Origin of the sequence: Agrococcus jejuensis, from assembly GCF_007679035.1 — a bacterium.
GTDB lineage: Bacteria > Actinomycetota > Actinomycetes > Actinomycetales > Microbacteriaceae > Agrococcus > Agrococcus jejuensis_A.
In genome coordinates, this window is sequence record NZ_VEFR01000002.1 from 91,870 (window position 1) to 111,418 (window position 19,549).

General features: G+C 71.4%; 16 protein-coding genes. 4 read left to right on the forward strand and 12 right to left on the reverse strand.

The features are described from left to right. Positions 1-22 precede the first annotated feature (22 nt). The 12 genes from FS793_RS07380 to guaB all read right to left on the reverse strand — a co-directional run bounded on the left by FS793_RS07380 (position 23) and on the right by guaB (position 14,715). Positions 23-385, reverse strand: coding sequence for a YciI family protein (locus tag FS793_RS07380; protein ID WP_186329388.1), 363 nt, complete (start codon positions 383-385; stop codon positions 23-25). 327 nt (positions 386-712) lie between these two features. Then, a complete protein-coding gene (gene guaA / locus FS793_RS07385) occupies positions 713-2,284 on the reverse strand; it encodes a glutamine-hydrolyzing GMP synthase (RefSeq protein ID WP_144719883.1) in 1,572 nt (523 codons plus the stop codon). Beyond that, positions 2,284-2,796 carry a DUF3817 domain-containing protein gene (locus tag FS793_RS07390; RefSeq protein ID WP_144719884.1) on the reverse strand — a complete coding sequence of 171 codons (513 nt, stop codon included), beginning with the start codon at positions 2,794-2,796 and terminating at the stop codon, positions 2,284-2,286. Before FS793_RS07390 ends, guaA begins: the two co-directional genes overlap by 1 nt. A 13-nt stretch (positions 2,797-2,809) precedes the next feature. Further along, positions 2,810-3,607 carry an SURF1 family cytochrome oxidase biogenesis protein gene (locus FS793_RS07395; RefSeq protein WP_144719885.1) on the reverse strand — a complete coding sequence of 266 codons (798 nt, stop codon included), beginning with the start codon at positions 3,605-3,607 and terminating at the stop codon, positions 2,810-2,812. Next, complete coding sequence (locus tag FS793_RS07400) at positions 3,604-5,709, reverse strand: rhamnan synthesis F family protein (protein ID WP_144719886.1); 2,106 nt, start codon at positions 5,707-5,709, stop codon at positions 3,604-3,606. The genes FS793_RS07395 and FS793_RS07400 overlap by 4 nt, the downstream gene beginning before the upstream one ends. After that, positions 5,706-7,208 (reverse strand): glycosyltransferase, encoded by a 1,503-nt coding sequence (locus FS793_RS07405; RefSeq protein ID WP_144719887.1) that lies wholly within the window; start codon positions 7,206-7,208, stop codon positions 5,706-5,708. The genes FS793_RS07400 and FS793_RS07405 overlap by 4 nt, the downstream gene beginning before the upstream one ends. Positions 7,209-7,222: 14 nt before the next feature. Beyond that, positions 7,223-9,016: a glycerol-3-phosphate dehydrogenase/oxidase gene (locus FS793_RS07410; RefSeq protein ID WP_144719888.1), complete on the reverse strand. Its 1,794-nt coding sequence runs from the start codon at positions 9,014-9,016 to the stop codon at positions 7,223-7,225. 60 nt (positions 9,017-9,076) lie between these two features. Next, positions 9,077-10,192, reverse strand: a complete 1,116-nt coding sequence (locus tag FS793_RS07415; RefSeq protein ID WP_260980079.1) for a GuaB3 family IMP dehydrogenase-related protein — start codon at positions 10,190-10,192, stop codon at positions 9,077-9,079. A 176-nt stretch (positions 10,193-10,368) separates the two neighbouring features. Then, on the reverse strand, positions 10,369-11,010 hold the full coding sequence (locus FS793_RS07420) for a PadR family transcriptional regulator (protein WP_144719890.1): 642 nt from the start codon (positions 11,008-11,010) through the stop codon (positions 10,369-10,371). Next, entirely contained in the window at positions 11,007-11,846 is an 840-nt protein-coding gene (locus FS793_RS07425) for a DUF4097 family beta strand repeat-containing protein (protein ID WP_144719891.1), read from the reverse strand. Before FS793_RS07425 ends, FS793_RS07420 begins: the two co-directional genes overlap by 4 nt. Positions 11,847-12,060: 214 nt before the next feature. Continuing rightward, the gene (locus FS793_RS07430) at positions 12,061-12,561 is read right to left on the reverse strand and encodes a hypothetical protein (protein WP_144719892.1); all 501 of its coding nucleotides are present in this window, start codon (positions 12,559-12,561) and stop codon (positions 12,061-12,063) included. Between the two features lie 651 nt (positions 12,562-13,212). Beyond that, on the reverse strand, positions 13,213-14,715 hold the full coding sequence (gene guaB, locus FS793_RS07435) for an IMP dehydrogenase (RefSeq protein WP_144719893.1): 1,503 nt from the start codon (positions 14,713-14,715) through the stop codon (positions 13,213-13,215). Positions 14,716-14,875: 160 nt separating this feature from the next. On the opposite strand from guaB, the gene FS793_RS07440 reads away from it, so the two are divergent. Genes FS793_RS07440 through FS793_RS07455 form a run of 4 tightly spaced genes read left to right on the forward strand, consistent with a single transcriptional unit; the run spans position 14,876 to position 18,987 of the window. After that, positions 14,876-16,246 (forward strand): branched-chain amino acid ABC transporter permease, encoded by a 1,371-nt coding sequence (locus FS793_RS07440; RefSeq protein WP_260980080.1) that lies wholly within the window; start codon positions 14,876-14,878, stop codon positions 16,244-16,246. Further along, entirely contained in the window at positions 16,246-17,229 is a 984-nt protein-coding gene (locus tag FS793_RS07445; protein ID WP_144719895.1) for a branched-chain amino acid ABC transporter permease, read from the forward strand. Before FS793_RS07440 ends, FS793_RS07445 begins: the two co-directional genes overlap by 1 nt. Continuing rightward, positions 17,222-18,151: an ABC transporter ATP-binding protein gene (locus FS793_RS07450; protein ID WP_144719896.1), complete on the forward strand. Its 930-nt coding sequence runs from the start codon at positions 17,222-17,224 to the stop codon at positions 18,149-18,151. The genes FS793_RS07445 and FS793_RS07450 overlap by 8 nt, the downstream gene beginning before the upstream one ends. Beyond that, complete coding sequence (locus FS793_RS07455; protein ID WP_144719897.1) at positions 18,148-18,987, forward strand: ABC transporter ATP-binding protein; 840 nt, start codon at positions 18,148-18,150, stop codon at positions 18,985-18,987. The genes FS793_RS07450 and FS793_RS07455 overlap by 4 nt, the downstream gene beginning before the upstream one ends. Positions 18,988-19,549 lie beyond the last annotated feature (562 nt).

The window sequence follows — 19,549 nt, forward strand, 5'->3', positions numbered from 1 at the left end:
GGTGGGGTGCCGTCTCTCGCGATCAGTCCGGCAGGTCGGCGTCGCCGTGCACGCGCCGCACCTCGAGGTGCGTGCCTGCGGCGAGCGGTGCGTCGGCGGCGAGGGCGGTGGCGGCGGCGAGGTCGGGGGCCTCGACGATCCAGAACCCGTTGAAGAGCTCCTTGATCTCGCCGTAGGGCCCGTCGGTGACGAGCGGCGGCGTCCCACCGAAGTGCACGACGGCACCGTTCGAGGGCGCATCCAACCCGACGGCGGTCACGAGCGCCCCAGAGGCCTCGAGGCGATCGTTGTACGCCCCCATGGCGGCCATCATCGTCGCGACGTCCCCGTCGCGCCGCTCGATCGCGGCGGCGTCGTCATCTCGCATGATGAGCATGAACTGCATGTCGATCAGTCTCCTCGTCCGGGCTGCCCACTGCATCCCTCACCACGACCGTCGAACGACGAGGCCGAGGATCGACACGATGCGACGATCTCCCTCCAGGAGACCCCGGCGGCCGCCGCTCGCGAAGCGAGCGCCAGCCGCCGCAGCGCCCACCGCCCGCGCGAGCCCGAGCGCTGATCGCGCGGGTCGACGGGGTCGCGGGGTGTCGAGTTCTGCGAAGAGCGGGAGGGATGAGGGCCGCTAGGCCCGCATCCCTCCCGCTCTTCGCAGTGTCTGAGCTGAGGAGCGATTCCGGCGACCCGCGCGATCAGCGCGGACCAGCCGACCTCACTCCCACTCGATCGTCCCCGGAGGCTTCGACGTGACGTCGAGCACGACGCGGTTCACTTCCTCGACCTCGTTCGTGATGCGGTTCGAGATCTTCGCGAGCACGTCGTACGGCAGGCGCGTCCAGTCGGCGGTCATGGCGTCCTCGGACGACACGGGTCGCAGCACGACGGGGTGGCCGTAGGTGCGGCCGTCGCCCTGCACGCCGACGGAGCGCACGTCGGCGAGCAGCACGACGGGGCACTGCCAGATGTCGCCGTCGAGGCCGGCGGCGGTGAGCTCGGCGCGGGCGATGGCGTCGGCGCGGCGGAGGGTGTCGAGGCGGTCCTCGGTGACCTCGCCGATGATGCGGATGCCGAGGCCGGGGCCGGGGAACGGCTGGCGGCCGACGATGACCTCGGGCAGGCCGAGCTCGCGGCCGATGGCGCGCACCTCGTCCTTGAAGAGAGCGCGCAGCGGCTCGATGAGCTGGAACTGCAGGTCGTCGGGCAGTCCGCCGACGTTGTGGTGCGACTTGATGTTGGCGGTGCCGGTGCCGCCGCCCGACTCGACGACGTCGGGGTAGAGCGTGCCCTGCACGAGCCAGCGGATGGGCTCGCCGTCGGCGGCTGCCTCGGCGACGAGGTCGCGCTCGGCCTGCTCGAACGAGCGGATGAACTCGCGGCCGATGATCTTGCGCTTCGTCTCGGGGTCGGTGACGCCGGCGAGGGCCGTGAGGAACTGCTCGCGCGCGTCCACCGTGACGAGGCGCACGCCGGTGGAGGCGACGTAGTCCTGCTCGACCTGCTCGCGCTCGTCCTGGCGGAGCAGGCCGTGGTCGACGAAGATGCAGACGAGCTGGTCGCCGACGGCCTTGTGCACGAGGGCTGCGGCGACGGCGGAGTCGACGCCGCCGGAGAGCCCGCAGATGACGCGGTCGATGCCGACCTGCTCGCAGATGCGTGCGACCTGCTCGTCGATGATGTTGCCGGAGGCCCAGTCGCCCGGCAGTCCGGCGATGTCGTGCAGGAACGACTCGATCACGCGCTGGCCGTGCTCGGAGTGCCGCACCTCGGGGTGCCACTGCACGCCGGCCAGCCTGCGCTCGCGGTGCTCGAAGGCGGCGACGGGGGTGTCGGTGGTGGAGGCGAGCACCTCGAACCCCTCGGGGGCGGTGGCGACGGCGTCGCCATGGCTCATCCACACGGTCTGCTCGTCGGGCTGGCCGGAGAGCAGGGTGCCGGCGTCGCCGACGGCGACGGCGGTCGAGCCGTACTCGCGGTTGCCGGTGCGCGCGACCGTGCCGCCGAGCTGGGCGGCCATGACCTGGAAGCCGTAGCAGATGCCGAGCGTGGGGATGCCGAGCTCGAGGATGTCGGGGTCGAGGCGCGGGGCGCCCTCGGCGTAGACGGACGAGGGTCCGCCGGAGAGCACGATGGCGGCAGGCGACTTGGCGCGCACCTCGTCGGCGGTGATGGTCGACGGCACGATCTCGGAGTACACGTCGGCCTCGCGCACGCGGCGCGCGATGAGCTGCGCGTACTGGGCGCCGAAGTCGACGACGAGGACGGGACGCTGGGAGGTGTCGGCCATCAGGCCTCCTTGGCTGAGAGTGCTGCGGCCTCGGTCTCGAGGCGGGCGACGTCGGTGCCGGCGACGCGGTGCATGCGTCGCTCGACGAAGAACGAGAGGAAGGGCACGACGCCACCGAGCGCCATCGCGAGGAGGCGCGTGAAGGGCCACCGCAGCAGCATCCACAGGCGGAAGCAGGCGAGCAGGTACACGACGTAGATCCAGCCGTGCACGATGAGGATCGCGAGCGAGACGTTGAAGCCGTCGCCGAGCGACTGGATCTCGCAGCCCATGCCGCCGGGCACGAACAGCGAGAACCACTGGCAGCCGGGCCCCGGCACGACGGGCGCGAGGCCGAGCGGGCCGGCCGAGCCGCCCGCGAACAGCTCGACGTGGCTCGGCGAGTACTTCAGCACCATCTCGATGACGAGGAGCAGCAGGAAGGTTCCCGTCACCCACGACATGATGCGGTAGAAGGTCATCGCCGAGCGGATCTTCGGGATCTGCTGGATGGGCCTCGGCACGCGCTCCATCCTACCGAGCGGCTCAGGCCTCGCCGGACGGCACGGTCGACGCGGCCGCCTCGGCCTCGGCGTCCTCGATGGCCTCGGCCTCGCGTTCGCGGGCGTCCTGCACGAGTCGGAACCAGAGGTACATCGCGAAGACCATGAACGCGACCCACTCGACGGCGTAGAAGACGTTGAGCCAGTTCAGCTGCGTCTGCTGCTCGGGCGGCAACGAGACGATCGTCGTGAGGGATGCGGGCGCGTGGTCGAGCACGACGTAGCCCGAGTAGACGTCGCCGTCGAACCCCGGCCAGCGGTTGATGAGGTCGCCGACGCTCATCGCCTCGGCCGTGTCCTGCTCGAAGTCGGTGACGGTCGGTGACTCGCTGGGCAGGTAGCGGCCGACGACCGTGGCGGGGGCGAGGTCGACGTCGTCGATCGCCGCCTCCGCCTCGGCGCGCGTCGGCGCCCAGCCGACGGCGACGGCGAGCGAGTCGCCTGCCTCGGTGATGGCGCGGGCGGTGAGCCATGCGCCGCTCGTGCCGTCCTGCTCGCGGCCGACGAGCACGATGAACGAGTCGGGATCGATCGTGGCGGTCGCCTCGACGATGCGGCCGCCGGCCTCGGCCGTCAGCGGCTGCTGCGGCTCGGCGACCGAGTCGAGGGCGACGGGCGTCTCGGTGTCGCGGTCGTCGGCCTGCCCCTGCTCGACGGCCCGTGCGATCTGCCACTGGCCGAGCGCGGCGAAGATCGCGGCGACGGCGAGGGCGAACAGCAGCGCCCCGATCCACCGGGGGCGCCGCGCGACCTCGAGGAAGCCGGGTGCCGTGGCGGTCATGCGCTGCCCGTCGCGGTCCCCTGGTCGACGAGGGCGTCGACGATCGACGGACCCTCCTCGACGAGGCGCAGGCGGTCGAGCTCGAGCGTGAACGAGTCGCCTGCGACGAGGTCGCCGACGACGCGCAGAGATGCGTCCTCGTCGAGCAGCAGGTCGTCGCCGCGATCGATCGCGCCGTCGATGCGCAGCTCGAGGCCGGCGCCGCCTCGGATGCGCGGGGCCGCGCACAGCACGCGGGCGCCGACGACGGGGTCGAGATGCACGCTGACGGCGCCGGGCGGCGGCACGAGCGTGACGCGCGCCGTGCCCTCGCCGTCGGTCACGAACGCGAGGTGCTCGTCCTCGACGCGCACGCCGTCGATGTCCCACACGATCGAGAACGCGACGATCGTGCGGGCGTGATGGCCCGGCTGGCCCGCCGATGCCATCTGGCCGACGCGGTGCAGCAGGGCGCTGAAGCGCTCCTCGCCGCCGCTGCCGACCTGGGCGCCGAGCCGGCGCAGGTAGTCGAGGGCCGTGACGTGCGCGATGGATGCCTGCTGGGGCGTGGTCGCATGGCGCGTGAGGAGGCCGTTGGAGGCGACGATCGACGGCAGCGCCGTGCGCGCGTCGTCGGCGTCGACGCCGAGGTCGCGCAGGCCCGCGACGGCGGCGGGCAGCAGCCAGAGCGCGCCGGCGGCGAGCGACACGGGATCCCGCTGCTCGTTCGTCGGCACGGCGCGGCCGGCGGCGACGAGCGCGTCGCGGATGCGGTCGTGGCTGCCGCGCCAGCCGTCGCCGAGCGCGCCGAACCAGGTCGCATGCAGGGGCGGCGCGGCGACGACGGCGCCCGTGTCGTCGGCGTCGAGGAGCGCGAGCACGCCGGCGACGTGGCCCGGGCTCGCGAGCACGTCGTGCACGGCCTGCCGGGCGGTCGCCTCGGCCGCCGAGAAGGGGAACGCGACGCCGTCGGCGGGGCCGAGCACCATGCACACGGCGTCGACGGGATGCTCGTCGACGTCGCGCAGCGCGGTGCGCAGGGGATCCCCGCCGTGCGTCATGACCCGCGTCGCGTCGCCGCACGCCTCGAGGCAGGCGCTGCCGCCGTCGCACAGCACGACGACGTCGTCGACGCCGGCCGCGCGGGCCGAGCGCACCGCATCCGGCGACTGCACGCCGTCGCACGCGACGTACGCGCGCAGCGAGCGCTCGACGGGCCTCTCCAACGGTGCGACGATCTCGTGCAGCGCGAGGGTCGCGTGCAGGTCGGCGACGTCGCACGTGCGCAGCAGGTGGCGCAGCAGCATGCCGTGGTCGTAGTCGGCCTCGTCGCGCAGATGGTCGTAGAGGTTCCGCGCGACGTCGTGCGCGGTCTCGTCGACGTAGGCGGCGGGACCGGCGAAGAGCGACTTGCGCTTGAAGACGGGGCTGCGCGCCTCGGTGAGCAGCCGCACGGGGTCGTTGAAGAGCGGGTAGTACTGCTTGCCGATCGTCTGCGCCGTGTCGACGTACGCGGTCCAGCGGAACCCGAGCTCCGCGAACCGCTTCGTGAAGATCACCTCGTGCTTGCTCACGGCGTCGCCGTACGAGCGGATGGCGCCCATCCGCTCCCAGTAGTCGCGGAACTCGGGCGACGTCGCGACGGTCCTGCGCACCGCGATGAAGTGGGACTGCAGGTGCACGGGCAGGTAGCCGAGCGCCGACTGGGCCGAGAACGGGTCGAAGCTCGCGCCGTTGTGGGTGGTGAGCCCCCAGAAGTCGACATCGGTGGCGTCCATGCGCGCGAACATCTCGTCGAGCGGATGCACGGGCCCGAGGATCGTGAAGTTGAAGAGCACGACCTCGTCGAAGCGGGCGATCTCGTCCCAGCCCTTCGCGCGCAGCCCGGTGCGGTATGCCCAGACGTCGAAGCCCACGTTGGGCCGCTGCAGCACCGTGGTGCGGGGCAGGGACTCGAGGCGTGCGCGGCTCGCGTCGTCGAGCGCGCCGTTCACGACGGCGATGAGCTCGTGGCAGTGCGCGTGCATCGCGGCGAGCATGTGCCACGTCGCATCGTCGACGACGCCGTCGGCGTCGTACAGGAAGTAGATGCCGAGGCGCCTGGCGTCGGGGCCGAGGATCACGGCTGCTGGCCTGCGCCGCCGTCGTCGCCGACGACCCGGCCGAGGCGGTAGAAGCGCGACTCGAGCACCTCGGCGCGCATGCGGCGCAGCGCGACGGCGTCGGCGTTGCGCACGTCGGTGAAGCGGATGGGGCTGCGGCGCGTGAGCCAGCCGACGAACGTGCGCGCCGAGCTCGTCGCCGACCAGGGACGTGACAGCAGCAGCGCGACGAGGCCGAGGCGCTGCTCCTCGAGGCGCTGCTGGCGGGCGAGGCGTCGCTCGGCGCGCTGCATGGCTCGCTCGGCGTGGTCGGCGCGGTCGATCGCGCGGTGCATGTCAGCACGGGCGGCGGTGAGGCGCTGGCCGATCACGAGCACCTCCGTCTCGCGGCGATCGCGTGCGGCCGCGGCATCCGCGTGGGCGGCGCGGCTCTCGGCGAGATCGGCGGTCGCGGCGGTGGCGACGCGGTCGCGGCTGCGCATGAGTCGGTACAGGTCGCCGTAGAGACGGCCGAACGCCGCGAGCCTGCGGACGTCGGAGGCGGCCGCGGGCGGGGCGGGACGCAGACGCTCGTCGGCGAGGAGCGCGTCGACGCGCGTCGAGAGCCGCCAGCGCTCGGCGTGACGGGTGCGGTGCTGCTCGGCGAATGCGCGTGCGGCGTCGAAGCCGTCGACGAGCTCGGCGACGAGCGCGTCGGCGTCGATGCGGCGACCGGTCGTGCGACCGGAGAACGCCCAGTCCGCCTCCGCCTCGAGCACCTCGTCGTCGAGCCAGCCGACGCCGCCGAAGTGGTCGTACACGTAGGCGGGGATGCCCATCGACAGCGCGAACTGCACGGTCTTGCCGATCGTCACGATCGCGTCGTACGGCGCGAGCACGTCGGGCGTCACGCGCACGGGACGGTCGTGCACGCCGAGCCTGCCCACCTCGATGCCGCGGGCCTCGAGCTGCTCGACGGCCGCGCGCACCTCCTCGGGCGGGTGGTTCGAGACGACGAGCACGCGCGAGAGCCCCGCCTGCGACGCCTCCCGCACGTGGTCGGCGAACGCGTCCGGCGCGGGGTTGTCGTACAGCGCCGTGCGCGCACGGTCGAGCCCGAACCCCTCGAGCGTGTCGAGCGCCTTGGCGCAGAAGCCCGTCGAGAGCGCGGTCACGCGCGACTCGACGTCGGCGAGGATCGGCATCTCGACGTCCATGAACGTCGAGAGGTGATGCCACACGATGGGCGACGGCACGCCCTCCTCGAGCCGCTCGACGAACGTGGGCGGCAGCACGCCGTGCTGCGACCACACGAGGTCGTACGACTCGTCGAAGCGCTCGGCGGGACTCGCCTCGACGAGCCGGAGCCTGCCGTCGTGCGGCAGGCCCGTGAGCTCGTCGACCATCGGCGAGCCGAGCTCGTTCGTGTACACGTCCACGCGCCAGCCGCGCGAGAGCAGGTGCTCCGCCAGCTCGAGCGCGACCATCTCCGACCCCGCGTACGAGCGCAGGTGATTGGTTCCGATCAGCGCGTGGGGCATGGTTCGATGATGCACTATGTCGCAGTGCTCCTCGTGCCGACGGGCTCCACGACCGGCAGCGCGCCCAGCGGCACGATGTCGGGCGCCTCGAGGCGCGCGCGGTCGGCCGACTCGTCGTCGGGCAGCTCCTGGCTGGCGAGCTCGGCGGCGACGCGCTTGTTGTACGTGTTGATCTCGGTCTCGACGCGCTCGTCGTCCCAGCCGAGCACCTCCGCCATGATGCGCGCGGCGACGGGCGCCGCGGCGACGCCGCGATCCCACGCCTCGATCGAGATGCGCGTGCGACGCGCGAGCACGTCGTCGAGGTGCAGCGCACCCTCGGCGAGGCACGCGTAGCGCACCTCCGCGCCGAGGTAGTCGTCTGCGCCCGGCAGCGGCTCGGCCAGCTCGGGACGCTCGCGGATGATGTCGAGCAGGTCGTCGGTCATCACGCCGTACCGGTTGAGCAGGTGCTCGACGCGGTGCTTGTGCAGGCCGAACGCCTTCGCGATCTTGCCGCGCTTGTTCCACGCGGCGCGGTAGCCGACGGCGCCGAGCAGCGGGATGTCCTCCGTGCACGACGCCGGCACCTTGCCGTCGATGGCCGAGACGGCCTCGTCGATCGCATCCTTCGCCATGACGCGGTACGTCGTCCACTTGCCGCCGGCGATCATCACGAGGCCGGGGACGGTGTGCGACACGTGGTGCTCGCGCGACAGGTTCGCGGTCGAACCGCCTGCGGGGGCTGCGAGCAGCGGACGGAGCCCTGCGTAGACGCCCTCGACGTCGGCACGCGTGAGCTTCGTGTCGAGCACCGAGTTCACGTGCTCGAGGATGTAGTCGATGTCGGCGGCCGTCGCGGCCGGATGCGCCTTGTCGAGCTCCCAGTCGGTGTCGGTCGTGCCGATGATCCAGTGGCGGCCCCACGGGATCACGAAGAGCACCGACTTCTCGGTGCGCAGCAGCAGGCCCATCGACGAATGGAAGCGGTCGCGCGGCACGACGAGGTGCACGCCCTTCGACGCCCGCACGCGGAAGTCGCTGCGCGAGCCGACCATCGCCTGCGTGTCGCCCGTCCACACGCCCGTCGCGTTCACGACCTGCTTCGCACGGATCTCGAAGCGCTCGCCGGTCTCGTAGTCGTGCGCCTGGATGCCGACGACGCGCTCGCCGACCTTGAGGAAGCCCTCGGCCCGCACGCGGCTCGCGACGTGGGCGCCGTAGAACGACGCCGTGCGCGCGAGCTCGGCGACGTAGCGAGCGTCGTCGACCTGCGCGTCGTAGTAGGTGAGCCCGCCCACGAGCACGTTGGGGTCGAGCGACGGGATCTCCTTGAGCATCTGCTTCTTCGACAGGTGCTTGTGCAGCGGCACGCCCGGGCGCATGAAGCCCGTGTAGCTGAACGCGTCGTACATCGCCATGCCGGCGCCGATGTAGCCGCGCTCGAGCTGGTTCGTGAGCGGGTACAGGAACCGCACGGGCTTCACGAGGTGCGGCGCGATGCGCTGCAGCAGCAGGCCGCGCTCGATGAGCGCCTCGCGCACGAGGGCGAAGTTGAACTGCTCGAGGTAGCGGATGCCGCCGTGGATGAGCTTCGACGAGCGGCTCGAGGTGCCCGACGCGAAGTCGCGCGCCTCGACGAGCCCCACGCGCAGGCCACGGGTCACGGCGTCGAGCGCCGACCCCACGCCCACGATGCCGCCGCCGATCACGAGCACGTCGAGCTCGCGGTCCTTCATCGATGCGAGGGCGCTCGCGCGCTCCTCAGGACCGAGGTTCGCCGATCGACGCACGCTCTTCGGCTGCGTCGCCTGCTGCTTGCCTGCCATGTGCCTCCCCTTCCCTTGCGGGATCCTTCGGGCCCAGAGGGGTCCTTCGCCGTTCCGGCGTCAGCGTCGCGGTGCCACCACGACGTCGATGCGCTGGAACTCCTTGACGTCCTTGTAGCCGGTCGTCGCGAGCGCCTTGCGCACCGCTCCGACGATGTTGGCCGTGCCGTCGGCGACGGGCGCGGGCCCGTTGAGCACGACCTCGAGGTCGCCGACCTGCTCCACCTGCACGCGGTTGCCGCGCGGCAGCTTCTGGTTGTGCGCCTCGGGGCCCCAGTGCCAGCCGCGACCGGGTGCATCCGTCGCTCGAGCGAGCGCCGTGCCGAGCATGGCGGCGTCGGCGCCGCACGCGAAGGCCTTGACGATGTCGCCGGAGGTGCCGAGCGAGCCGTCGGCGATGACCTGCACGTAGCGGCCGCCCGACTCGTCGAGGTAGTCGCGGCGCGCGGCGGCGACGTCGCTCACCGCGGTCGCCATGGGCGCGTGGATGCCGAGCACCGAGCGGCTCGTCGATGCGGCACCGCCGCCGAAGCCCACGAGGACGCCCGCAGCGCCCGTGCGCATGAGGTGCAGCGCGGCCGTGTACGTCACGACGCCGCCGACGATGACCGGCACGTCGAGCTCGTAGATGAACTGCTTGAGGTTGAGCGCCTCGCCGGTCTTCGTGACGTGCTCGGCGGAGACGGTGCTGCCGCGGATCACGAAGAGGTCGACGCCCGCCTCGATGACGGTCTGCTGGTGCTCCTGCACGGCCTGCGGGCTGAGCGAGCCGGCCACCGTGACGCCGGCGTCGCGGATCTCCGACAGGCGCTGGCGGATGAGCTCGGGGCGCACGGGCTCCGCGTAGATCTCGCGCATGCGGCTCGTCGCGAGGTCGGTGGGCAGGCCCGCGATCTCGGCGAGCAGCGGCTCGGGGTCGTCGTAGCGCGTCCACACGCCCTCGAGGTTGAGCACGCCGAGGCCGCCGGCACGCCCGAGCGCGATCGCGGTGCGCGGGCTCATGACCGAGTCGGTCGGCGCGCCCAGCATCGGCATCTCGAAGCGGAACGCGTCGATCTGCCAGGCGAGCGAGACGACGTCGCTGTCGCGGGTGCGCCTCGTCGGCACCACCGCGACGTCGTCGAATCCGTACGCCGGTCGTGCGCTCTTCGCCAGTCCGAGCTCGATCTCCGCCACGTCCTCCAGCCTAGTGCCGTGCGGAGGTCGCATCTGGCGGCTTCGCCCAGGGTGCTGTGCTCCCCGGCGCGAGGTGCGGTTCCCGTCGCGAGGTGCGTTCCCCGTGGCGAGGTGCGCTGAGCGCCGCACCTCGGCAGGAGCAGTGCGGCCCGCGACGGTGAGCGAGCGCCGCGGGGTCAGCGACCGAGGATCGCGCGGATGCGGGCGGCAGCCGCATCCACCTCCGCCAGCACCTCGCGGGCTGATGCCGCGGTCACGGATGCGCCGCGCACGAGCGTGCGCACCTCGGCACGCATGCGCGTGACGGCGAGGTCGACCTCGTGCACGGCGGCGCGCAGGTCGGCGCGGTCGTCGCCGCGCGGCTCGGATCGCCCGTGCGCCGTCGACGACGCCGGCTCGGGCTCGGGTGCGGTCGCCGATCGCGGCGACGATCGCGCCTCGCGCTCGGCGGCGGCGAGGTCGGCGCGCAGCGTGCGCATCGCATCCCGCACGCCGCCGCGCACCTCGTCGGCGAGCCGGCGCACCGAGTCGCCGATCTCGGTCTCGAGCGCGTCGAGCTCACCCTGCCGCTCGGCGAGGTGGGCGCGTCCCGCATCCGTGATGACGTACTGCGTGCGGCGCCCGTCGGCGTGCTTCTCGACGAGCCCCTCCTCCTCGAGCCGCGAGAGCCGCGGGTAGATCGTGCCCGCCGACGGCTGGTAGGTGCCGCCGAACCGACGCTCGAGCGCCTGCATGACCTCGTACCCGTGCTTGGGCGACTCCGCGAGCAGCGCGAGCAGGTAGAGGCGCAGGGCGCCGTGCGCGAAGACGGGGCTCACCGGCGCACGACCGTCTGGGCGCCCGAGACCGAGTTGAGCGTGATGCGCGCCGTCGCTCCCGTGCCGGCCTCGACGTGGCGTCCGCCGCGCTTCGGCATGGCGACGCCCGTGACGCTGCCGCGTCCGCTCACGGTGTTCGTGACGACCTCGAGCGCGACGTCCTGGTCGACGCGGATGGTCGCATCGCTCGAGACGCCGTTGACCGAGATGGCCTCGACGGGCCCGTGCACGTCGAGCAGCACGTCGCCCGACACCGTGTCGATGCCGACGCGACGCGTCGCGCCCGACACCGTGACCTCGCCGCTGACGGCGTGCACCTGCACGTCGCCGTCGAGGCCCGTAGCCTCCACGTCGCCCGAGACGGTGTTGACCTGCACGGCACCCGTGACGCCGTCGAGCTGCACGTCGCCCGAGACGGTGCTGACGTCTGCGCCCGCCGTGACGCCGGACACGAGCCCCTGCGCCGTGACCTGACCGTAGGTGAGCGACACGTGGCGCGGCACGAGGATGCTGACCTCGACGCGGCCGCGCTCGGTGCCGAGCGACTTGAGGGAGTCGATGAGGTTCGACCATCGCAGCAGGGGATGCGCGACGGTGAGCGCGCCGTCGTCGAGCGAGATCTCGAGGTCGCGGCCGTCGACGCGATGCACCTCGACGCGCGCCCACGGCTCGTCGTGTCCGACGACGTCGACGGTGCCGGCGATGACGCCGACCTTGAGGCGCCGCACGCCCTCGAGCGTGATGGTGCGGGTGTCGCCAGGGCGCACCGTCCAGCGCTCGACGCTCGTGTCGGCGGGCGTCGTGCCGTCGAACGGCTCGTGCTCGGTGGTGTCCATGGCGGCTCCTCGCTCTGCTCCCGATCGCGATATATCGCGTCTTGTCACACACGATATATCGCGTCCCCGCTCCTCGCAACCCTCGCCCGTTGCGAGGTGCGCTTCCTGCGACCAGGTGCACTTCCTGCGCTGCTCGCGGTTGCGAGGTGCGCTTGCTGCACTGAGGTGCCGTTGCAACCGCACCTCGATGCAGCAAGCGCACCTCGGAACACGATCAGGAGAGGAGGCGCACGCCGGTGGGCAGCACCCGCTCCTGCTGCGGGAGGCCAGCGGCGCGAAGGATGCGCTCGAGACGCACCGGCCGGATCACGTCGTCCCATGTCCATCGACACACGTCCGACACCGTGCGCATCGCATCCTCGCGGCGCTTCTCGCTCACGAGCGCCTCGACCCCGGTGCGCCCCTCTGCGGCCGCGAGCGAGCCGTACTTCATGAGCCCATCGAACTCGCCGAGCAGCCAACGCTCGCGGCGTCGCCACCCGAAGTCCGCTCGAAGCTCCCCGAGGTGCGTGCGCACGACGACCTGGAGCTGCGGCGCCGGGAAGCCGAGCAGCGCGATGGCGACCCGGCTGCGAGACTCGCCGACCGACTCCGACCGGGCATCGGCGAACGCGATCGACCACCGCGCCCGCATCCTGCCCTGCTTGGTCTGATGCAGCAGGGCGCGCTCGATGCCTTCCTTCGTCACGACGCCCGCTGCGAGCGCGACATCCATCGCAGGGACCGCATCGCTGGGAATGCGCCGTCGCCCCAGATCGGCGAGCGTCCACGCGACGCTCGAGCATCGGAGCCCGTCGACCTCGACGACATGCTCGGGCCGGATCGGCAGATGCGAGTTCCGGACCCCGGCACGCCCTCCTGACATCGACGGGTCCCCGGTGCTGAACACGTACCGCGGCTCCGTGCCGAACGGGAGGCCGTGGAGCATGAGCGCCGACTCGAGCGCGAAGACGATGCGGGGGCGGGCGATGCCGACGGCCCGCACACGTGCTCGATACCGATCCTCGACGCCTGCCGCCTCCTGCGCGGCTGCGTCGACGTAGCTGCCACGGCGGATCCGGCGGAGCGCGCGGGACCGCGAGGGGACGAGGCCGAGCGCCCTCGCCTTCGAGGTCTGGATGATGTCGAGCGGGTCGGGCATCCCGGCAGCATCCGTCACGACACTGTGGGCGACCCCGCGCTGGAGGCCACGTGTGGACGGCAGTCGCCTGTGAGGGACGCATGGCCCGTTGCGAGGTGCGCGTGCTGCACTCGGGTGCGGGTGCAACGGCACCTCAGTGCAGCAACCGCACCGCGCAACCGTCCACTGGCACGAAGCGCACCTCAGTGCACGAAACGCACCTCGGATCGAGGAGCGAGCGCCGCGTCAGCGGCGGTAGTTCGGCGCCTCGACGACCATCTGGATGTCGTGCGGGTGCGACTCCTTCAGGCCGGCCGGCGTGATGCGCACGAAGCGGCCCTTCGTCTGCAGCTCGGGGATCGTGCGGCCGCCGACGTAGAACATCGACTGCCGCAGTCCGCCCGACAGCTGGTACGCGACCGTCGCGAGCGGGCCGCGGTACGGCACCTGGCCCTCGATGCCCTCGGCGATGAGCTGCTCGTCCGACGGCACGTCTGCCTGGAAGTAGCGGTCGCGCGAGTACGACGTCTTCGTGCCGCGCGTCTGCATCGCTCCGAGCGAGCCCATGCCGCGATACGACTTGTACTGCTTGCCGTTGATGAGCACGAGGTCGCCGGGCGACTCGTCGGTGCCGGCCAGCAGCGAGCCGAGCATCACCGAGGATGCGCCGGCCACGAGGGCCTTGGCGATGTCGCCCGAGTACTGCAGGCCGCCGTCGGCGATCACCGGCACGCCCGCGGGGGTCGCTGCGAGCGACGCCTCGTAGACGGCCGTCACCTGGGGCACGCCCACGCCCGACACGACGCGCGTCGTGCAGATCGAGCCGGGGCCGACGCCCACCTTCACGGCATCCACGCCCGCGTCGACGAGCGCCTGCGCGCCCTCGCGCGTCGCGACGTTGCCGCCGATGATGTCGACGGCGTCGAACCGGCTGTCGCCCTTGAGGCGCGTCACGATGTCGATGACGCCCTGCGACTCGCCATTGGCGGTGTCGACGACGATGACGTCGACGCCGGCCTCGAGCAGCGCCTCGGCACGGTCGTACGCGTCGCCGAAGAAGCCGATCGCCGCGCCGACGCGCAGACGACCCTGCGGGTCCTTCGTCGCGAACGGGTACTGCTCGACCTTGTCGAAGTCCTTGATGGTGATGAGGCCCGCGAGGCGGCCGTCCTCGTGCACGAGCGGCAGCTTCTCGAGCTTCGACCGCTTGAAGATCTCGAGCACGTCCTCGCGCGACGTGCCCACGGGCGCCGTCGTCAGCGGTGCGGGCGTCATGACGTCGCGCACGAGCGCCGTCGCGGCAGCCTCGCGGCCGACGAAGCGCATGTCGCGGTTCGTGATGATGCCGAGCAGGTGCCCGCCCTCGTCGACCACCGGCAGGCCCGACACCTTGTACTGGCCGCAGATCGCGTCGACCTCGGCGACCGTCGCGTCCGGACCGATGGTCACCGGATCGGTGATCATGCCCGACTCCGACCGCTTCACGCGGTCGACGATCGCCGCCTGGTCCGCGATCGCGAGGTTGCGGTGCACGATGCCGATGCCGCCCTGGCGCGCCATGGCGATCGCCATGCGCTCCTCGGTGACGGTGTCCATCGCGCTCGACACGAGCGGCACCGCGAGGCGGATGCGCCGTGAGAGCTGGGTCGAGGTGTCCGCCTCGCTCGGGATGACGTCGGTGCGGCCCGGGAGCAGCATGACGTCGTCGTAGGTGAGACCGGTGAAGCCGAACGGGTCGCGGGTTTCCATCGCCATCCATCGTACGAGTAACGATTCGGTCCCGAGTGCCGATCCGAGCAAAGACGAAACATGCTCGACACGGCAACCGGGCTATGTTGACTCCACCGTGCAACAGGCACCCCGCCTATCGCATTCCCGTATGGGTGCGCCACGGACCACTGGAGGACATGTGGAGAAGACGCTCCGACCGGCCAGGTGGTGGCTCGCCATCCCTGCGCTGCTCGTCGCCCTCGGCATCGCCCTGAGCCTGGGATCGACCCAGGCCAGCGCCACGCCGGCACCGACCGACCCGACGCAGGCCTATCAGTTCCAGGGCATCGTACGGTCCGACCCCCAGACGCCCCTCGCGGGCGTCGTGATCGACGCCACGGGAGCCGACGGCTTCGCGGGCACCGCGACCACGGGCGATGACGGCCGTTGGTCGATCCCGCTCCCCGGCCCCGGCGACTACACCGTCACGATCGACGAGACGACGCTGCCCGACGGCCTCGCCGTGAACCCCGAGCAGGTGTCGCGCGACTTCACGATCGGCACGACGAGCTCGCAGGGCGTGCTCTTCCAGATCGGCGAGCCCGGCTCGTTCACCGCCGCACCGACGCCCTCCGAGGGCGGCGAGGCGGAGGAGACGCCGAGCGCCGGATCGTCCGGACCGTCGTTCTCGCTCCCGCAGCTCGGCCAGCGCCTCTTCACCGGTCTCAACTTCGGCCTGCTCCTCGCCCTCGGCGCGATCGGCATCACGCTGATCTTCGGCACGACGGGCGTCAACAACTTCGCCCACGGCGAGATGCTGACGTTCGGAGCGCTCGTGTTCTACACGCTCACCACGTCGCTGGGACTGCCGGTCTGGGTCTCGGTGCTCGGCGTGCTCCTCGCGAGCGCGGCCTTCGGATGGCTGCACGACGCCGCGATCTTCAAGCCGCTGCGGCGCAGGCGCGTCGGGCTCGTGCAGGTGCTCATCGTGACGATCGGCCTCTCGATCGCGTTGCGCTACTTCTTCCAGTTCATCTTCGGCGGCGGCGCCGAGACGGCGCAGGTCGCCGACACGGCCGTCTCGTTCGGCGCGTTCAACGTGCGTCTGTCGAACATCATCGGCATGGTCGTGTGCATCGTGCTGCTGCTCGGCGTGGCCTACTTCCTCACGCGCACCCGACTCGGCAAGGCCACGCGAGCCGTGTCCGACAACGCCTCGCTCGCCGCAGCGTCCGGCATCGACGTCGACCGCGTGATCCGCATCGTCTGGGTGCTGGCGGGCACGCTCACGGGCCTCTCGGGCATCCTCTACACGTACTTCTCCGGACTGAGCGTGCGGTGGGACATGGGCTTCACGATCCTGCTGCTGCTGTTCGCATCCGTGACGCTCGGCGGTCTCGGCAGCGCCTTCGGTGCCCTCATCGGCGCGCTCATCATCGGCTTCGCCACGGAGCTGTCCACGTTCTTCCTGCCACCTGACCTCCGGTTCGCCGTGGCGCTCGTCATCCTCATCCTCGTGCTGCTGCTGCGGCCGCAGGGTGTGCTCGGTCGCAAGGAGAGGGTCGGCTGATGCTCGACGTCCTGCTCGGCTCCCTCGGGGAGCTCATCTCGCCCTCGTCGGCCGCCTACGCGCTCGCCGCGATCGGCCTCGGCATCCACTTCGGATACTCGGGTCTGCTGAACTTCGGTCAGGCGGGCTTCATGGCGATCGGCGCCTACGGGTTCGCCGTGTTCACCTCGCTCGTCGACCCGACGGCGACGTGGGGCTGGCCGCCGCTGCTGTCGCTGCTCGCCGCCACGCTCGTCGGCGTCGCCGCATCGGTGGTCTTCGCGCTGATCCTCGGCATCCCGACGCTGCGCCTGCGCGGCGACTACCTGGCGATCGTCACGATCGCCGCAGCCGAGATCGTCCGCTACGTCGCCCGCACCCAGGACCTCACCGACGTCACCGGTGGCTCGCAGGGCATCCGAGGCAACCAGTTCAAGGGCGACATCCAGGCCGTGAACGACGGCTTCCTCGACCTGCCGACGGGCACCTGGTACACCGTGGTGTCGTGGGCGCTCGTGGTGGTCGCCATCGTCGTCGTCTGGGGCATCATGCGCAGCCCGTGGGGTCGCGTCGTCAAGGGCATCCGCGAGGACGAGGATGCGGTGCGCTCGCTCGGCAAGAACGTGTACGCCTACAAGATGCAGGCGCTCGTGCTCGGCGGCGTCATGGGCGCCGTCGCCGGCATCCTGCTCGTGTTCCCGCGATCGGTGCAGGCAGACGGCTTCGCCACCATCCTCACGTTCAACGTGTGGACCGCACTGCTGCTGGGAGGCGCGGCGACGGTGCTCGGCCCCGTCCTCGGTGGCGTCCTGTTCTGGTTCCTGCTGTCGTTCGTGCGCGGCGTGATCGGCGAGCTGCACACGCTCGGCGTGTTCGGCAGCACCACGGCCACGCAGGCCGGTCAGCTCGCGTTCGTGTTCGTCGGTCTCGCCCTCATCGCCCTGGTGGTCTTCCGACCACAAGGCGTCATGGGCAACAAGAAGGAGCTGTCGTTCAATGTCTAGCCCTACGAAGACCCATCCCCTCGTCCAGGGCGAGGTGGGCCCCGGCTGCGCGAAGGTCGACCCGATCGTCGTCGCCGACGCCGTGAAGCGGCAGTTCGGCGGCCTGACGGCCGTCGACGTCGCGCACCTCGAGATCCCCCGCGGCGCCATCACGGCGCTCATCGGCCCCAACGGCGCAGGCAAGACGACGTTCTTCAACCTGCTCACCGGCTTCGACAAGCCCAACGAGGGCACGTGGTCGTTCGAGGGATCGTCGCTCGCCGGCGTCCCCGCCTACAAGGTCGCCCGCCGCGGCATGGTGCGCACGTTCCAGCTCACGAAGTCGCTCGGACGGCTCACCGTGCTGCAGAACATGCTGCTCGGTGCGACCGGACAGCGCGGCGAGAGGTTCGGATCCGCGTTCTGGTCGTTCCTGTGGCGCAAGCAGGAGAACGAGAACACGGTCCGCGCCGACGACCTCCTCGCGCGCTTCAAGCTCGACGCCAAGCGGGAGGACTTCGCAGCCTCCCTCTCCGGCGGCCAGCGCAAGCTGCTCGAGATGGCGCGCGCGCTCATGTCGAAGCCGACGCTCGTGATGCTCGACGAGCCGATGGCAGGCGTCAACCCGGCGCTCACGCAGTCGCTGCTCGACCACGTGCTCGGCCTCAAGGCCGACGGCATGAGCGTGCTCTTCGTCGAGCACGACATGCACATGGTGCGGCACATCTCCGACTGGGTCATCGTCATGGCGGAGGGCAAGGTCGTCGCCGAGGGGCCGCCCGAGTCGATCATGCAGGACCAGGCCGTGGTCGACGCCTACCTCGGCGCCCACCACGACACCGACCTCGGCACGCTCACCAACCAGCAGGTGCGGCAGATCGAGCAGGAGGCCGCCCAGGAGCTCGACGAGGTCCAGGCCACCCGCGAGGAGGACAAGGCATGACCGCTGTGCTCGAGACGAAGGACCTCGTCGCCGGCTACCTGCCGGGCGTCAACATCCTCAACGGCTGCTCGATCGTCGCCAACCAGGGCGACCTCATCGGCATCATCGGCCCCAACGGCGCCGGCAAGTCGACGCTGCTGAAGGCGATCTTCGGCCAGGTGAACGTGCGCGGCGGCTCGATCGTGCTCAACGGCGACGAGATCACCGGCCTCAAGGCCGACAAGCTCGTCGGCAAGGGCGTCGGCATGGTGCCGCAGAACAACAACGTGTTCCCCTCGCTCACGATCGAGGAGAACCTCGAGATGGGGCTGTTCCAGCAGCCCCGCATGTTCAACGAGCGGTTCGAGTTCGTGGCAGGGCTCTTCCCCGAGCTCGGCAAGCGCCGCAAGCAGCGCGCAGGCTCGCTCTCGGGCGGCGAGCGCCAGATGGTCGCCATGGGCCGCGCGCTCATGATGGACCCGTCGGTGCTGCTGCTCGACGAGCCCTCCGCCGGTCTCTCCCCCGTGCGCCAGGACGAGACGTTCCTGCGCGTCGCCGAGATCAACAAGCACGGCGTCACGATCGTCATGGTCGAGCAGAACGCACGCCGCTGCCTGCAGATCGCGCACCGCGCGTACGTGCTCGACCAGGGCCGCGACGCGTACACCGGCCCGGGTCGCGAGATGCTCAACGACCCCAAGGTCATCGAGCTGTACCTCGGCACGCTCGCGACGGACGTCGAGGAGAAGGCGAAGACGTCGACGAACGCGATCGTCGTCGACTCGGGTGCCTCGGCGGAGCCTGGTGGGGCGGATGAGGTGGCGGCGGCGGACGAGTCGAAGGACGAGTCGAAGTAGTCGTCTGCTGCTCGGATCGAAGGCGTCGCACCCTGGGGTGCGGCGCCTTCGTCGTGTCCCGCTGCGGGACGGGCGGGCTGCTGGGACGTCGCTCCTCAGCTCAGACACTGAGGCCGGAGGGGAGGGCCGTGGCCCAGGGGCCACGGCCCTCCCCTCCGGCCTCAGAACTCGACACCCCGCGACATCCCAGCACCCCGTCCGTCCCTGCGCTCGCGTCCTGACGAGGGTGCGCGGCGATCGCTGCGCTCCGCCAGTCGCGGGGAGGGAGGTCGGCCGCATGGGGGTGGGGCGCTGCGCGCGCGTCCGACGCGCTGCTGGCATCGCCCGGCCGTCCCCAGCGACGATGGTGCTCGCGCAGCCTCCACGGGGCTGGGCGTGCTTGGGAGGGCAGGGGCCTCGTGACGCATGCGGCCTGCGGCCGCGCGCTCCTCGACCAGCTGCGCGGAGGCGACGGTGGGGGCGGGAACCGGCCGCCTCCTCGACGCCCCTTCCCAGCTGGTCGAGTAGGCCGCGAGGGCAGCGCGCAGCCGTCATGTGGTCCGCGCACCAGCAGAGCGCCGCC

Coding starts and splice junctions, on each gene's coding strand:
- FS793_RS07380 (WP_186329388.1), bottom strand. CDS start 385: ATGCAGTTCATGCTCATCATGCGAGATGACGACGCCGCCGCGATCGAG.
- guaA (WP_144719883.1), bottom strand. CDS start 2,284: ATGGCCGACACCTCCCAGCGTCCCGTCCTCGTCGTCGACTTCGGCGCC.
- FS793_RS07390 (WP_144719884.1), bottom strand. CDS start 2,796: ATGGAGCGCGTGCCGAGGCCCATCCAGCAGATCCCGAAGATCCGCTCG.
- FS793_RS07395 (WP_144719885.1), bottom strand. CDS start 3,607: ATGACCGCCACGGCACCCGGCTTCCTCGAGGTCGCGCGGCGCCCCCGG.
- FS793_RS07405 (WP_144719887.1), bottom strand. CDS start 7,208: ATGCCCCACGCGCTGATCGGAACCAATCACCTGCGCTCGTACGCGGGG.
- FS793_RS07410 (WP_144719888.1), bottom strand. CDS start 9,016: ATGGCAGGCAAGCAGCAGGCGACGCAGCCGAAGAGCGTGCGTCGATCG.
- FS793_RS07425 (WP_144719891.1), bottom strand. CDS start 11,846: ATGGACACCACCGAGCACGAGCCGTTCGACGGCACGACGCCCGCCGAC.
- FS793_RS07430 (WP_144719892.1), bottom strand. CDS start 12,561: ATGGATGTCGCGCTCGCAGCGGGCGTCGTGACGAAGGAAGGCATCGAG.
- guaB (WP_144719893.1), bottom strand. CDS start 14,715: ATGGAAACCCGCGACCCGTTCGGCTTCACCGGTCTCACCTACGACGAC.
- FS793_RS07445 (WP_144719895.1), top strand. CDS start 16,246: ATGCTCGACGTCCTGCTCGGCTCCCTCGGGGAGCTCATCTCGCCCTCG.
- FS793_RS07450 (WP_144719896.1), top strand. CDS start 17,222: ATGTCTAGCCCTACGAAGACCCATCCCCTCGTCCAGGGCGAGGTGGGC.
- FS793_RS07455 (WP_144719897.1), top strand. CDS start 18,148: ATGACCGCTGTGCTCGAGACGAAGGACCTCGTCGCCGGCTACCTGCCG.